This is a genomic window from Pseudomonas sp. R15(2017) (assembly GCF_002112685.1).
Taxonomy (GTDB): domain Bacteria; phylum Pseudomonadota; class Gammaproteobacteria; order Pseudomonadales; family Pseudomonadaceae; genus Aquipseudomonas; species Aquipseudomonas glycinae.
This window is the reverse complement of record NZ_NEII01000004.1, coordinates 177,466-193,044: the sequence shown is the minus strand read 5'-3', so window position 1 is coordinate 193,044 and position 15,579 is coordinate 177,466. Positions and strand designations below refer to the sequence as shown.

Genomic DNA, 15,579 nt, shown 5'->3' with positions numbered 1-15,579 from the left:
CGGTCGAGAGACCGGGGGCGTTTTTGTTTGTCCGGGATTTATGCGGTGTTTGTGCGGGCCCCATCGCTGGCAAGCCAGCTCCCACAGGTTTTTTTTGGGGGGGGGAACACAAGTTACTTGATCACCAGTAACCTTTGTGGGAGCTGGCTTGCCAGCGAAGGCGGCCGATCAGCCGCCGAACATCTCAGGGCAGATCAGAACTTCTCGATCGACCGCGAATTCTGCACCCGTTCCACTTCCTTCGGCTTGTACGCGCAATAGCCAGGGCGCGGGCCGATCTTCGGGTGGTTGCGGCAGGTGTCCGGGCGCTTGTCATAAATGGTGCACAGGCGGCTCTTGCGATCCAGGTAGTAGCAATCGTTGTTGCTCATGCGCTGCAGGGTGAAGATCCCCGACTTCTGGTTGAAGCGCTCTACCAGACCTTCCTTTTGCAGACGCTTGGCGATGTTCTTCGGCGGGTCGCCCAGTTCGAACTCGTCGACCACGCCGATGCGTACCAGGTCCTTGATCTTGACCTCGACCGGCAGCGTGCAGCAGCTGGAAACGCACGAACCGCACATCGGGGCCGAATATTTGGCCCAGGTATCGAGACGGTCGATCTCGGCGGCGGCGATCAGGTTGGGCTTCATCATCGGTGTTTACCAGGCGTGTGCGTCAGGGCGCGCGATCATACCGGGACGGGTGGATTTTTGAACAACCTTTCGCCAGATTTTTTCTTCATGCACCCGCATCGTCCGACAATTCGGCACGGCCCCTGCATTCATTGAGGCATTCGCCAGAGTATTGCCGGTCGATCTCACACTCTCGGTAAAAACTGCCGAACCAGAGCCCTTACCGTCGGTCAGACCGTCTAGGCTCTGACAACTCCCCGCTCGCTCGAGGTCCTATCGATGACTCAAGAACCACTAGTTCGCGAAGCAGAGGTGGCCGCATTCCGCGACGCCGTCCTGACCAAACTCACCTACGCGGTGGGCAAAGACCCGGATCACGCCTTCGACCATGACTGGTTCGAAGCCATCGCCCTGGCGGCGCGCGATCACATGGTCGAGCACTGGATGGACCACACCCGGCAGATCTACCGCAAAGGCCAGAAGCGGGTGTATTACCTCTCGCTGGAATTCCTCATCGGCCGCTTGCTCTACGACAGTCTGAGCAACCTTGGTCTGCTGGACGTCGCCCGTGAAGCCTTGACCGAACTGGGCGTCGATCTCGAGCGCATCCGCATCCTGGAGCCGGATGCGGCGCTGGGCAACGGTGGCCTCGGACGATTGGCGGCGTGCTTCATGGAAAGCATGTCGACCCTCGGTATCGCTGGTCACGGCTACGGCATTCGTTATGAACACGGGCTGTTTCGCCAGGCCATCGTCGATGGCTGGCAACAGGAGCAGACCGAGCACTGGCTGGATTTCGGCAACCCCTGGGAGTTCGAGCGGCCGGAGGTGGTCTATCCGATCGGCTTTGGCGGCAGCGTCGAGACCGTCACCGACGCCAATGGCAAGTCCCGGCAGGTCTGGCACCCGGCGGAAACCGTCCGGGCCATTGCCTACGACACCCCGGTGGTCGGCTGGCGCGGGGCGAGCGTCAACACCTTGCGCCTGTGGCGGGCGAGGGCCATGGAAGACTTGCATCTGGAGCGCTTCAACGCCGGCGACCACCTGGGCGCCGTCGCCGAAGTGGCCCGGGCCGAAAGTATCTCCCGCGTGCTTTACCCAGCGGACAGCACCGAAGCCGGGCAGGAACTGCGCCTGCGCCAGGAATACTTCTTCGTCGCCGCCTCGCTGCAGGATTTGCTGCGCCGTCATCGCAACATGCACACCTCGGTGCTGACCCTCGGCGATCACGCGGCAATCCAGCTCAACGACACCCACCCCTCGATTGCCGTCGCCGAACTGATGCGCCAACTGGTCGACGTCTACGACGTCGCTTGGGACGCTGCGTGGCAAGTCACCGTCGACACGCTGTCGTACACCAACCACACGCTGCTGCCCGAAGCGCTGGAAACCTGGCCGGTGGGGCTGATGGAACGCATGCTGCCGCGGCACATGCAGATCATTTACCTGATCAACGCCCAGCATATCGATTCGCTGCGGGCCAAGGGCATCCACGATTTCGACGTGCTGCGCGCGGTGTCGCTGATCGAGGAAGACAACGGCCGACGGGTGCGCATGGGCAACCTCGCGTTCCTCGGCTCCCACAGCGTCAACGGCGTGTCCGGGCTGCACACGCAGCTGATGCGCAAAACCGTGTTCGCTGAACTGCACAAGCTGTATCCGGAGCGGATCAACAACAAGACCAACGGCATCACCTTCCGCCGCTGGCTGTACCAGGCCAACCCGGAGTTGACCTCGATGCTGGTCGATGCCCTTGGCCCGGACGTTCTGGATAACCCCGAAGAGCGGCTGCTCGATCTTGAACCGTTCGCCGAGAAACCCGCCTTCCGTAAAGCCTTCGCCGAGCAGCGGCTGCACAGCAAAAAAGCCCTCGCCTATCTGATCCACGAACGGCTGGGGATCGCGGTCAACCCGGCGGCCATGTTCGACGTGCAGGTCAAACGGATCCACGAATACAAGCGGCAGTTGCTCAACCTGATGCACACCGTTGCGCTGTACCAGGCGATCCGTGCCGAGCCGGAAATCGATTGGGTGCCACGGGTGAAAATCTTCGCCGGCAAAGCCGCGGCGAGTTATCACCAGGCCAAACTGATCATCAAGTTGACCAACGACATCGCCCGGGTGGTGAACAACGATCCGACCGTGCGTGGCCTGCTCAAAGTGGTGTTCCTACCCAACTACAATGTCAGCCTGGCGGAAAGCATCATTCCGGCGGCGGACCTGTCGGAGCAGATCTCCACTGCCGGTTTCGAGGCCTCGGGCACCAGCAACATGAAGTTCGGCCTGAACGGTGCGCTGACCATCGGCACCCTCGACGGCGCCAATGTGGAAATGTGCGAGAGCATCGGCGCCGAGCACATGTTTATCTTTGGCCTCAGTGCCCAGCAGGTCGAAGCGCGCAAGCAGAACCACGAGTTCAGCGCGGTGCCGGACATTGCCGCGTCCCATCGCCTCAACGATGTGTTGCAGGCGATCCGCAGCGGGGTGTTCTCCCCGGACGACACGTCGCGCTACACCGGGCTGATCGATTCGCTGGTGGATTACGACCGGTTCTTCGTCTGCGCCGATTTCGACTCCTACTGGGAGGCGCAGATGCGCGTCGATGCGCTCTGGCACGACGCCAATAGCTGGTGGCGTTCGGCGGTGCTGAATACTTCGCGCATGGGCTGGTTCTCGTCCGACCGGACAATCCGCGAGTACGCCACGGATATCTGGAAGGCACTCGAGTAACTTTTAGCGACAAATGTGCGCCCGGCCCCACGATTGTTGGGCCGGGCCGATATACTGAGCGTTGGTTCCGCCCCGTCACGGGGCTGCTCAGGGATATCGACCATGCAATGGATGTTCATGTTGATCGGGCTGTTGCTCGGCTGGCTGCTCGACGAGTCGTTCAGCGATGCGCTGTTGGGCGCCTTGCTCGGGCTTGCCATCGGCCAGGCGATGCGTATCGCGCGGCTCGGTTCACAGGCTGCCGAGCAACAGCGTCAGCTGGATCACGCGAAGATTGCGTTGCAGGGCGTCGAACAGCGTCTGTTTCTGCTGGAGGGCGCTCAGACGCATTCGCCAGCGCCACCGAGTGTCGCGCCGGCCAGCGAAACAGTCGTTGAGCCTGTCACGGTATTTGAACAACCCACTGCCGCAGAACCCGAGCTGGTCTGGGAACTGCCACTCGAACTCGAACCTGTTGCCGTCGCTGCCAGCGCATCCAGCCAGCCGCTGCCGGTCGATGTCTGGCGTCTGGACGCCGTTACGCCTGAACCTGAACCCCGACGACCCGCCGAACCCCGTGGCCCGAACCTCATCGAGCGCGGCATCAGCGCTGCGCGCAACTGGCTGTTCGGTGGCAATACTGTGCTGCGGGTCGGCGTGGTGCTGTTGTTCTTCGGCCTGGCTTTCCTGTTGCGCTACGCCACCGAAGGCATGGTGGTGCCGATCGAATTGCGTTACGCCGGGGTTGCGGCGGCAGCACTGGGCTTGCTGGCGCTGGGCTGGTGGTTGCGCCATCGCAACAACAGCTACGCCTTGATGCTGCAAGGCACCGGGATCGCGGTGTTGTACCTGACGGTGTTTGCGGCGATGCGTTTGCATCCGCTGCTCGATCCGTCTGCCGCGCTGGGATTGCTGGTGGCAGTGACGGTGTTTTCGGCCATTCTGGCCATCACTCAGGACTCCCTGGCCCTGGCCTGTGTCGCCGCACTGGGCGGTTTCGCCGCGCCGATTCTGACCTCCACCGGCGCCGGCAACCATGTGGCGCTGTTCAGTTATTTCGCGCTGCTCAACGCCGGCATTCTGGCCATCGCCTGGTTCAAGGCCTGGCGTCTGCTCAACCTGATCGGCTTCGTTGGGACCTTCGGCATCGGTTTCGCCTGGGGCTTGCGTTCGTACACGCCGGAACTGCTGTGGAGCACCGAGCCGTTCCTGATGCTGTTCTTCCTGATGTACCTGGCCATCGGCCTGCTGTTCGCCCGACGCAAGTTGCTGGACATGCCGGACGCCCCGGCGGACGACGATCGCGAGGCGCTGCTGCACTGGTCGGCGCGCAAGGGCGATTACGTCGACGGGACGATGCTGTTCGGTCCGCCGCTGGTGGGTTTCGGCCTGCAATTCGCGCTGGTTCAGCATCTTGAGTTTGCGGCGGCGTTCAGCGCACTGGCGCTGGGCATGATTTACATGGCCCTCGCCAAAGTGCTGATGGGCGGTCGGGCGATGTTGCTGGGCGAGACTTGCCTGGCGCTCGGGGTGATTTTCGCCAGCCTGGCGATTCCGCTGGGGCTGGATGCACGCTGGACATCTGCCGCGTGGGCGGTGGAGGGCGCGGGGATTTTCTGGTTGGGCTTGCGTCAGCAACGGCCGTTGGCCCGGGCTTTCGCATTGCTGCTGCAACTCGGTTCGGCCCTGGGGTTTCTCAGCCAGCTGCGCGTCGGCGAAAGCAGCCTGCTCGACGGTGCGCCGTTGGGCGCATTAATGCTCGGCGCGGCGTTGCTGTTCAGCTTCTATCAATTGCGCAAGGCGTCGCCGGAGCAAACTTCACCTTGGGAGCGTCAGGGCTTGCCGGTGCTGGCGTGCCTGGGGCTGATCTTCCTGTATCTGCTGGCGCCGCTGTTCTTCTTCACTCAGGGCACGGCGATCAGTTGGGCATTGGCCGGGCTGGCGACCTTGTTCGTCGGCTTGCGCCTGCAATCGCGCACGTTCCTGTTCACCGCGTTTGCCGTGCAGTTGCTTGGCGGGGCGTTATTCCTGTTGCGCCTGCAAGGGGCGGGCGAGGATTCGGCGGCCGTGTTCAGCGCCGGCTGGAGCGGTTTGCTCAGCGCCTCGCTGATCGGTCTGGCGCTGATCGCCGGCATGCTGCTGGCGGCGCGCGACGAGATGGTGCGCAGCGATGTGCGGCTGCTGCGCGGTTTGTCGGTGGTGCTGCTGGCGGGGCTGGTACTGATCAATCTGGCGGTGTTGTTCGTGCTGCCGTGGCAAACCGCGAGCGCCGTTTGGGCGGCCAGTGGCTTGCTGATCATCTGGCTCAGTCTGTACCTCAAGCAGCGCGTGAGTTTTGTCTTCGGCCTGCTCTTGCAACTGATCGGCGGCGCGGCGTTTCTGCTCGCCGGTCCCGAGCTGCTCGGGCCGCTGTCCAGCGAAGATCTGCGACCGCTGGCCCATGGCGGATTCTGGACGCCACTGGTGCTGGGCCTGGCGGCGATGATCGGAGCGTGGCGCCTGCAATTGGGCAATCACGCTTCGGCGTTCGATGTGCTGAGCCTGCAGCGACTGTCCGACGTGTTGCTGGTGTGGGGCGCCGGTTGGTGGGCGCTGGCGTGGGTCAGCGAAGTGCTGCGCTTTGCGCCGCTGAATCTGCAGGGGCCGCTGTTGCTGCTGGTCGCTGCGCTGAGCGCCGCGTTGTGGGCGCTGTTGGCCTTGCGCCTGAAATGGCCGTCGCTCGCGCTGCTCTGCAGCGTGCTGATTCCGGCGGCCGGACTGGTGTTGCTCGGCGCGTGGCACTCGCGTTATCACCCGGCGGCGGATTTCGGCTGGCTGGCCTGGGCAACGGTGTTCGTCGTGCACTTCATCAGTCTGCGACGTCTGGCACCGATGCTGCCGGCGCGGGCCCTGAGTACGGCGCATGTGCTCGGTTGCTGGCTGCTGATCGGCGTGCTGGCGCTGGAGTTGCGCTACGGCCTGCTGCTGTTGTCCGAGCAATACAACGCCTGGCGCTGGCTGGGCTGGGCGATTTTGCCGAGCGTGTATCTGTTGTTGATGGCCGCACCGCGTCAGTGGCCATGGCCGGTAGCAGCGTTCCCTCGCGAATATCGTCTGTACGCGGTGGCGCCGCTGGCGCTGCTGATGCTGGTCTGGTTCTGGCTGGCCAATGGCATCAGCGATGGCAATGCCGAGCCGCTGCCTTATGTGCCGCTGCTCAACCCGCTGGAATTGGGTCTGCTGTTTGCGCTGTTCGGTGTTTATGTCTGGTCGCGCAGCGCCGTTGCCGAGCTGTCGATCCGCCAGGATTACGCGGCTTACGCGACGCAACTGATTGCCGGTGTTTCGCTGTTTGCGTTCTGCACCGCGCTGGTCACCCGCGCCGCGCACCATTGGGCGGGGATTCCGTTCGAGCTGGATCTGCTGCTCGATTCGATGCTGGTGCAGGCCGGGTTGTCGATCGTCTGGACGCTGATGGCGCTCGGGCTGATGATCGGCGGGCACCTTCGCCATCGTCGCGAAGTGTGGCTGATCGGCGCGGCGCTGATTGCGCTGGTGGTGGCCAAACTGATTTTTGTCGAACTGAGCAACCGTGGCGGGCTGGCCCGGATCGTCTCGTTTATCGGCGTCGGCGTGTTGCTGCTGGTGGTGGGCTACTTCGCGCCGCTGCCGCCCAAACGCGTCGACGCTGCACCGGAGGCGGACCAACCGGCCCCGGAAACCGAAGGAGTGTCGTCTTGAGTCGCAAGCTTAATCTCGGGTGGCTGTTGCTGGGCGTGGCCATGGCGGCCGGCGCCCAGGAAAAACCGGCGGACTTCGCCGCGCAGGTGCCGTTGTCGGTCAGTGGTTCCGGCCCATGGTATCGCCTCGAACTGCCGCTGAGCGTGCAGTTGCAGGCACGTCAGACCGATCTCAGCGACCTGCGGGTGTTCAACGCCGCCGGAGAACCGCAGGCTTATGCGCTGGCCCGGGAATCGGCGCAGACCCGCGACGATGGCCAATTGCATGAGGTGAAGTGGTTCCCGCTGTACAACTCGGCGGATGCCACCGAACGTGCGCCGAGCGTTCGCGTGCAATCCACCACCACCGGCACGCTGGTGGAAGTGCAGCCGTCCAGTCAGCTTGAAGCCGGGGAAGAAGTCCTGCGTGGCTGGCTGCTCGACGCCAGCGCGATCAAGGCGCCGTTGCAGCAACTGATCCTCGACTGGACCAGCGAGCGCGACGGCTTCCAGCGTTTCAGCATCGAGGCCAGCGACGACCTGCAGCACTGGCAAGCCTGGGGCGAAGGCCAGGTCGCGCGCCTGACCTTTGCCGACGAACGGGTCGAGCAACATGAAGTGGCGCTGCCGGGGCAATCGGCGCGGTATCTGCGTCTGCTGTGGGATTCGCCGGCCTCGGCGCCGGTCCTGACGTCGGCGCAACTGAAAAGCAGCGACCCGCGCAACCTGCCGCTGCCATTGGTCTGGTCGCCAGCGCTGGCCGGCAGCAGCGGCAAGGCCGGGGAATACACCTGGCAGTTGCCGATGGGGCTGAACATCGAGCGAGTGCAGGTCGAACTGAAACAGGCCAACAGCCTGGCGCCGGTGACACTCTCGGGCCGTCGCGACAGCAGTCTGCCGTGGCAACCGCTGAGCAGCGGCTTGCTTTATCGTCTGACTCAAAATGGCCAGGACGTGGTGCAGAACGAATTGCAGCTCTACGGCCAGACCGTGCAGCAGTTGAAACTCACGGTCGACGAACGCGGCGGCGGTCTCGGCGAGCAGGCACCGAGCGTGAAATACGCGGTGCGCGCCACTCAGGTCATTTTCCTCGCGCGCGGCGACGGGCCTTACAGCCTGGCGCTGGGCAATCCGACGGTGAAGACGGCGAACCTGCCGCTGACCACGCTGATCCCCGATTTCAAACCGGAGAAACTGGCCACGCTGGGCAAGGCCACGGTGCAGGGTGAAGCGCTGGCGACTCAGACCTCGACGGCCACCACGGCTGCGACCACCGACACCCACTGGAAGAAGTTCGGCCTGTGGGCGGTGTTGCTGCTCAGTGTGCTGTTTCTGGCGGCGATGGCCTTCAGTCTGCTGCGCAAGCCGCCGGCCAAGTCCTGAATATGACGGGGGTGGCCTCTACACCCGTCGGGTTTCCAACTACGCTGAATCCGGTGCCTGAACTCTCTGGGTTCGATCACGTCTGATAGCAGGAATTGCACCCGACGCACGTTACCGGGCGTCATTGCTCGCTACGGTTTCAGACTCCCTGTAAACTGCGCGGGTTTTTAGCCCCCCATTCCACCGGAGCCGTCCATGTCCCGCGTTACCCTGAGTCGCTATTTGATTGAGCAGACCCGCAGCAACAACACTCCTGCCGATCTGCGCTTCCTGATCGAAGTGGTGGCGCGTGCCTGCAAGGAGATCAGCCACGCCGTGTCCAAAGGCGCCCTGGGCGGCGTTCTGGGCAGCATGGGCACAGAAAACGTGCAAGGCGAAGTGCAGAAGAAGCTCGACGTGCTGTCGAACGAAATCCTGCTCGAAGCCAACGAATGGGGCGGTCACCTGGCCGGCATGGCGTCCGAAGAAATGGACAACGCCTACCAGATCCCGGGCAAATACCCGAAAGGCGCCTACCTGCTGGTATTCGACCCGCTGGACGGTTCGTCGAACATCGACATCAACGCCCCGGTCGGCACCATCTTCTCCGTGCTGCGTTGCCCGAACGAATATCTGAGCCAGAACGAAGCCCTGGATGAGAAGGCCTTCCTGCAGCCGGGCACTCAGCAAGTTGCCGCCGGTTATGCCATCTATGGCCCGCAGACCATGCTGGTGCTGACCCTGGGCCACGGCGTCAAAGGCTTCACCCTGGACCGCGAAATGGGCAGCTTCGTCCTGACCCACGAAGACATCACCATTCCTGAAAGCACCCAGGAATTCGCCATCAACATGTCCAACCAGCGTCACTGGGAAGCTCCGGTACAGCGCTACGTTTCGGAACTGCTGGCCGGTGAAGAAGGCCCGCTGAAAAAGAACTACAACATGCGCTGGGTCGCGGCGATGGTTGCCGACGTGCACCGCATCCTGACCCGTGGCGGTCTGTTCATGTACCCGCGCGACAGCCGCGAGCCGTCCAAACCGGGCAAACTGCGCCTGATGTACGAAGCCAACCCGATGTCGTTCCTGGTGGAACAGGCAGGCGGCGCTTCCACCGACGGTCACCAGCGCATTCTCGATATCAAGCCTGAAGGCCTGCACCAGCGCGTAGCGGTGTTCCTCGGCTCGAAAGAAGAAGTCGCCCGCGCTACGGCCTACCACAAGGAATAAACCATGACCGCGCCCTGGCAGCCGTTGCTCGATTGGTGGTTCGGTCACTCCGAATCGGCAAAGGATGTAACGGCTGAAAAGGGCAAGTTGTGGTTCGGCAAGAAAGACAGCCAGGACCTCGAAGCGCGTGAGCGTTTCGGGGTCTTTGTCGATCAGGCCCTTGCTGGCGAATTGACCGAATGGACGCAACGTCCCGAAGGTTGGCTGGCGCTGGTGCTGCTGCTCGACCAACTCCCGCGAATGATTTTTCGCGATACGTCCAAGGCTTTCTCGGGTGATCTACGGGCCCAAAAACTGGTGGCTCAGGGGATTGCCGCAGATTTCGATCGGCAGTTGAAGCCGATCCAGCGACTCTTCATCTACCTCGTCTTCGAACACTGCGAAAACCTCGCGGTGCAGAATGAAGCGGTCTCGCGATTTATCGAACTGGTGGCTGAACAGCCGGAAGCGGAGCGCGGGGTGTTTGCCGACAATCTGGACTATGCCGAGCGGCATCAGCGGGTGATTGCGCGGTTTGGACGGTTTCCGCATCGCAATGCGGTGTTGGGGAGGGAGTCTACGGTTGAGGAGCTGGAGTTTCTTTCGCAGCCGGGGTCGAGTTTCTGAAGCTTCATCAGACTCACGGATTGCCTTGAAGCAAACGTTTCATCAAGAGCGCAGGCAGGTTTTTTCTCGTATCAGCGATGATATGGATATAGATGGTCTGCTCTCGGACTTCATAAACAATGCGATTCAAGCCAGAGATGACTTGTCGATATTGACCGAGGTTCAGCCTTTCTATTTCTTCGGGAATGGAGCCTGAATAGGGTAAGGATGCGAGACTACGAATAGCGACCTTCAAGCTGGCATAGGTGCTATGCCAGGTTTGAGGTGAGAACTGTTTGATGAGGTAGGTGCGAAGATCTTTGAGATCTGTTTCGGCGGACTGAAGAATAACGACCCTCAAACTCATTGGGGGTCGATCCTGTCCAGCTCTGCGAAAACGTCTTCAACATCCCTGTACTTGCCTTCCTCAATTTCTCGATTTCCCATGGCAAGCAGTTTGAGCAGAGCCATTGTTTCTTCCTGCTCTTCAAAACTTTTGACGTCCATGACTACAAGCTTCGCTTCGCCGTTCTGGGTAATCACCAGCGGCTCACGGCTTTCGCTAATCGTTTTGACGATTTCTGCGGTATGGCTTTTCAGGTAGCTGATGGGTTTGATCTGGGATGAAAGCTTCACGGGCTGCGCCTCGCTGGGTGGAATAGGACTGAGTTTAGTCTTAATTCAGTCCTGAGTCAGTCCGAGGTGACAAGCGTGTCTAGCGTTGTTCCGTCTTCGCGGGTTCAAGCGCGAAGACGGCTTCGAACGACTTAGATCCGGAAACTACCCACCAACTGCTTGAGTCGAGCAGCCTGCTGCTCCAGATCCGCACAAGCCCGCAACGTCGCCTGCAAGTTCTCCACACCTTCCTGGTTCAGCGTGTTGATCTCGTTGATATCGACGTTGATCGACTCGACCACCGCCGTCTGCTCTTCCGTCGCGGTCGCCACCGACTGGTTCATGCCGTCGATCTCGCCGATGCGCTGGGTCACGCTGCCCAGGCGTTCGCCTGCCTGGTTGGCGATGCCGACGCTGCTTTCGCTCTCACGCTGGCTCTCGGTCATGATGCCGACCGCCTGACGCGCGCCGACTTGCAGCTCTTCAATCATCTTCTGCACTTGCTGCGCCGAATCCTGGGTGCGGTGCGCCAGGTTGCGGACTTCGTCGGCGACCACCGCGAAACCACGACCGGCTTCGCCGGCACGGGCTGCTTCGATGGCGGCGTTGAGCGCCAGCAGGTTGGTTTGCTGGGAGATGCTGGTGATCACTTCCAGAATCTGCCCGATGTTCACGGTGTTGCTGTTCAGGGTTTCGATGTTGCCGCAGGAGTCGCTGATCTTCGCCGACAGCTGTTGCATGGCGTGGATGGTTTTATCCACCACCTGCTGGCCGTCTTCAGCCAGGCTGCGCGCGTCGCTGGAATGTTGCGAGGCGAGGGCGGCGTTCTGGGCGATTTCCTGGGCGGCGGCGCCGAGCTGGTTGATCGCGGCGGCCACGCTGTTGGTGCGCGAGGCCTGCTGGTCGGAGTTGAACATCGACGAGTTCGACGCCGCGACCACGCGCAGCGCGACTTCGTTGACTTGCCCGGTGGCGGACGATACTTCGCGGATCGAAGTGTGGATGCGCTCGACGAAACGGTTGAACGACAGTCCCAGCGCACCGAATTCATCGTGGCCGTGGATGATCAGGCGTTTGGTCAGGTCACCTTCGCCTTCGGCGATGTCGTGCATGGCGCGGCCCATGGTCAGCAGCGGCTGCATCAGTACGCGGATCAGCATGCCGAGCAGGGCGATGATGATCACTACCGCAATGACCATGGCGATCAGCGCCGAGGTGCGGAACTCGCTGAGCATCGAGAACGCGGTGTCCTTGTCCAGCACCAGCGCCACGTACCAGTCGGCCGACGGCACGCCGTTGACGCGGTTGAAGGAGATCAGTTGGGTCTTGCCGTCGAACTTGACTTCTTTCAGACCCGGGCTGACGTTCGGCGCGCCGTTGGGGTAGGCCTCGGCCAGGGTCTTGAGCACCAGCTTGCTGTCCGGGTGGATCAGGATCTTGCCGTCGGCGCTGACGATGAACGCATGGCCGTGGCCGCCGAAGTTCAGCGAGTTGATGATCGCGCTGACACTCGACAGGTCAATGTCGGCACCGGCCACACCAATCATCTGGCCCTGGCGCTGTACCGGGGTGGCGACCGTGATCACCAGTTTGCCCGACGAGGCGGCGACGTACGGTTCGGTGACGATGGTCTGTTGCGCAGCGTTGGCGGCCTTGTACCAGCCACGGGCGCGCGGGTCGTAGTCCGGCGCGCGGTTGCCGGCCGGAACCGAGAACATCACACCGTCGGCGCCACCGAAGTAGCTGAGCTGGAAGTTGCCGGTGTAGGCGGGCAGGTCGATGATGCGTTTCAGGCTGGCCGGGGCGTTGCCGTCGGCGACAATCTGCTGCGCCATCGATTGCAGCAACTGGATGCGGCTTTCCAGCCAGGTCTGGATATTGCTGGTGGTCAGGCTGCCCAGTTCCTGCATCGACGCTTCGGTGCTGCTTTGCAGGGCTTCGCGCTGGCGATAGTCGTTGAACAAAATGAAACAGGCGAATGCAACGGCCACCACGAGGGCGGCAGCCAACAAGATCTTGTGGCTGAATTTCATGTTTCTGGTCATTAAGTGAGCTACCGCGAAGGGGCTGGTCAAGAAAGGGCGGCAATTTGCCACACTCTGGGGCTTTGCGCTGCTCTTATTTCGACCGCCGCGCGCCAAAGATTAGGCGCTTTTTGCTGAAAGCGACGAAATGCTCGATAGCCTTACAAACTGTCTGATTTACCGGCGAAAGACGGACGAGCGGGCTAACAAATAGCCAGCCTCCCAGGGAACCAGACAGGGGTTTTCTCTTCTAAGCTTCTGGTTGGCGCCATGCCATCCCCCTTCCGTTCCAGGAGTTACACCATGTCGCTGCGATCTATCGCCCTTCTGTCGTTTTGCGTGCTGTTGGCCGCATGCAGCAAGGTCAATCAGGAAAACTATTCGAAGCTCTCGGCCGGCATGGCCAAGGCCGAAGTCGAGACGCTGCTCGGCAAGCCTACCGATTGCTCCGGCGCGCTCGGCATGTCCAGTTGCACCTGGGGCGACAAGAACAGCTTTATCAGCGTGCAGTACGCCGGTGACAAAGTGCTGATGTTTTCCGGCCAAGGCCTGAAGTAAACCGGGGCCACGTGCCCACGGGAGAAAAACAATGAAGCGGTTATTGCTTGTCCTTTTTGCCGGCCTGGTATTGGCCGGCTGCGCCACGTCCGGTGAAGATCCGCTGGCGCCGAAGACGGTCAACAGTGTCAATCTCAAGCGTTACCAGGGCACCTGGTACGAACTGGCGCGTCTGCCGATGTATTTCCAGCGCAATTGCGCGCAATCCGAAGCCCGTTACTCGCTCAAGCCCGACGGTAACATCGCGGTGTACAACCGCTGTCTGACGGCAGACTGGAAGTGGGAAGAGGTCAAAGGCACGGCTTATCCACAAGTGCCGGGCAAGACCGACAAGCTGTGGGTCGAGTTCGATACCTGGTTCTCGCGCCTGATTCCGGGTGTGGCGAAGGGGCAATACTGGGTGCTGTATGTCAGCGATGACTACAAGACCGCCCTCGTCGGTGACCCGAGTCGTCGCTACCTGTGGCTGTTGTCCCGCACGCCGACCGTCAACGGTGTGGTGCGTGAGGAACTGCTGAGCAAGGCGCGTCAGCAGGGTTATGACACCACGCGCCTGATCTGGCGCACGTCGGATCAGCAGATGGCCAAGACGTCCAACTGACTTCTCCTGTTCTGATCGTTCCCACGCTCCGCGTGGGAATGCCTCAATGGACGCTCTGCGTCCGCTTTTGGGACGCGGAGCGTCCCGGGCCGCGTTCCCACGCAGAGCGTGGGAACGATCAGTAACAGAAGTTTGTGTCAGCCCAAAAGCTCTCGCAGGACCTGGGTAAAGGCGCGATTGCTGTATTCCTCCCCGGCATGTCGCCCCTCGCGCACGACCCACTGACCGTTGACCAGCACATCGCGCACCTGACGGTCGCCGCCGGCAAACAGCCAGCGATTGAGAATCCCGTCACCGCTGGCCGTGGCCAGGTAGGGATCGCTGCCATCGAGTACGATCCAGTCGGCACGCTTGCCGACTTCCAGCGCACCGATCGGCTGGCCCAGCGCCTGAGCGCCACCGTCCAGTGCCGCGTCGTACAGCGTACGGCCGACCATCGGCTGATCCGCGCCATACAAGCGATTGCGCCGCTGATCGCGCAGACGCTGGCCGTATTCCAGCCAGCGCAGTTCTTCCACCACACTCAACGACACATGGCTGTCGGAGCCGATGCCCATGCGCCCGCCCTGAGCGAGGAAATCCACCGCCGGGAAAATCCCGTCGCCGAGGTTGGCTTCGGTGGTCAGGCACAGGCCGGCGATGGCGCGACTCTTGGCCATCAGCGTGACTTCTTCCGGATTGGCGTGGGTCGCGTGCACCAGGCACCAGCGCTGATCGACCTCGGTGTTTTCGTACAACCATTGCAGCGGACGGCGACCGCTCCAGCTCAGGCAGTCGTCGACTTCCTTCTGCTGCTCGGCGATGTGGATGTGCACCGGGCATTGCTGGTCGCTGGCCGCCAGTACTTCGCTGATCTGCTGTGGCGTGACCGCGCGCAACGAGTGAAAGCACAGGCCCAGCGACTGCGCCTTTTGCTGTGCCAGCAGGGGTTGCAGGCGCGATTGCAGCTTCAGGTAGTTTTCGGTGCTGTTGATGAAACGGCGCTGGCCTTCGTTCGGCGTCTGGCCACCGAAACCGCTGTGGCTGTAGAGCACGGGCAGCAAGGTCAGACCGATGCCGACGGAACTGGCCGCCTGGCTGATGCGCAATGCCAGTTCCGCCGGGTCGGCGTAAGGCTGGCCGTTGTTATCGTGGTGGACGTAATGGAATTCGGCGACCGAGGTGTAACCGGCCTTGAGCATTTCGATGTACAGCTGACGGGCAATCACACCGAGCTGGTCGGGGCTGATTTTTCCGACGAGCCGATACATCAGGTCGCGCCAGGTCCAGAAACTGTCGTTGGGATTGCCGGCCACTTCCGCCAGTCCCGCCATCGCTCGCTGGAACGCGTGGGAGTGCAGATTCGGCATCCCCGGCAGCAGCGGACCGCTCAGCCGTTCGGCGCCGTCTGCAGTGGAATCGGCCTGGATTCGGGTCAACACGCCATCGGCGCTGACCTCGAGACGTACATTGTTGGCCCATCCGTTAGGCAGCAGCGCGCGTTCGGCAAAGAAGGCGGACATGGTTCAGCACCCCATCGTGTGTTATTTGTATATACATATACAGACGTTTGCCTGCCCGGTAAACTCCGGCAAGCTAGCCACTTTCAC

General features: G+C 61.9%; 12 protein-coding genes. 7 read left to right on the top strand and 5 right to left on the bottom strand.

What is annotated here, in order from left to right; genetic code table 11:
• Positions 1–194: 194 nt before the first annotated feature.
• Complete coding sequence (locus CAF77_RS10560) at positions 195–632, bottom strand: YkgJ family cysteine cluster protein (protein WP_007961740.1); 438 nt, start codon at positions 630–632, stop codon at positions 195–197.
• Positions 633–890: 258 nt separating this feature from the next.
• On the opposite strand from CAF77_RS10560, the gene CAF77_RS10555 reads away from it, so the two are divergent.
• The 5 genes from CAF77_RS10555 (at position 891) to CAF77_RS10535 (ending at position 10,213) form a co-directional block, all read left to right on the top strand.
• Positions 891–3,341, top strand: a complete 2,451-nt coding sequence (locus tag CAF77_RS10555; RefSeq protein ID WP_064382805.1) for a glycogen/starch/alpha-glucan phosphorylase — start codon at positions 891–893, stop codon at positions 3,339–3,341.
• Between the two features lie 102 nt (positions 3,342–3,443).
• On the top strand, positions 3,444–7,040 hold the full coding sequence (locus CAF77_RS10550; RefSeq protein WP_085654429.1) for a DUF2339 domain-containing protein: 3,597 nt from the start codon (positions 3,444–3,446) through the stop codon (positions 7,038–7,040).
• Positions 7,037–8,401: a DUF3999 domain-containing protein gene (locus tag CAF77_RS10545; RefSeq protein ID WP_085654428.1), complete on the top strand. Its 1,365-nt coding sequence runs from the start codon at positions 7,037–7,039 to the stop codon at positions 8,399–8,401. Before CAF77_RS10550 ends, CAF77_RS10545 begins: the two co-directional genes overlap by 4 nt.
• 195 nt (positions 8,402–8,596) lie before the next feature.
• Positions 8,597–9,607 carry a class 1 fructose-bisphosphatase gene (locus CAF77_RS10540; RefSeq protein WP_007952492.1) on the top strand — a complete coding sequence of 337 codons (1,011 nt, stop codon included), beginning with the start codon at positions 8,597–8,599 and terminating at the stop codon, positions 9,605–9,607.
• A gap of 3 nt (positions 9,608–9,610) precedes the next feature.
• The gene (locus CAF77_RS10535) at positions 9,611–10,213 is read left to right on the top strand and encodes a DUF924 family protein (protein ID WP_085654427.1); all 603 of its coding nucleotides are present in this window, start codon (positions 9,611–9,613) and stop codon (positions 10,211–10,213) included.
• A gap of 13 nt (positions 10,214–10,226) precedes the next feature.
• Here CAF77_RS10535 and CAF77_RS10530 read toward each other — a convergent pair whose 3' ends face one another.
• From CAF77_RS10530 to CAF77_RS10520, 3 genes are all read right to left on the bottom strand, one after another.
• Complete coding sequence (locus CAF77_RS10530) at positions 10,227–10,559, bottom strand: type II toxin-antitoxin system RelE/ParE family toxin (RefSeq protein ID WP_064382809.1); 333 nt, start codon at positions 10,557–10,559, stop codon at positions 10,227–10,229.
• A complete protein-coding gene (locus tag CAF77_RS10525; RefSeq protein ID WP_039764708.1) occupies positions 10,556–10,828 on the bottom strand; it encodes a type II toxin-antitoxin system Phd/YefM family antitoxin in 273 nt (90 codons plus the stop codon). Before CAF77_RS10525 ends, CAF77_RS10530 begins: the two co-directional genes overlap by 4 nt.
• Positions 10,829–10,959: 131 nt before the next feature.
• Positions 10,960–12,852: a methyl-accepting chemotaxis protein gene (locus CAF77_RS10520; protein WP_218190059.1), complete on the bottom strand. Its 1,893-nt coding sequence runs from the start codon at positions 12,850–12,852 to the stop codon at positions 10,960–10,962.
• A gap of 282 nt (positions 12,853–13,134) precedes the next feature.
• Between CAF77_RS10520 and CAF77_RS10515 the strand changes: the two genes are divergently transcribed.
• Both CAF77_RS10515 and CAF77_RS10510 read left to right on the top strand, forming a co-directional pair.
• Positions 13,135–13,389 carry a hypothetical protein gene (locus CAF77_RS10515; protein ID WP_007952486.1) on the top strand — a complete coding sequence of 85 codons (255 nt, stop codon included), beginning with the start codon at positions 13,135–13,137 and terminating at the stop codon, positions 13,387–13,389.
• 31 nt (positions 13,390–13,420) lie between these two features.
• Entirely contained in the window at positions 13,421–13,990 is a 570-nt protein-coding gene (locus CAF77_RS10510) for a lipocalin family protein (protein ID WP_085654425.1), read from the top strand.
• 137 nt (positions 13,991–14,127) lie between these two features.
• On the opposite strand, the gene CAF77_RS10505 is transcribed toward CAF77_RS10510, so the two are convergent.
• The gene (locus CAF77_RS10505) at positions 14,128–15,492 is read right to left on the bottom strand and encodes a formimidoylglutamate deiminase (protein ID WP_085654424.1); all 1,365 of its coding nucleotides are present in this window, start codon (positions 15,490–15,492) and stop codon (positions 14,128–14,130) included.
• Positions 15,493–15,579 lie beyond the last annotated feature (87 nt).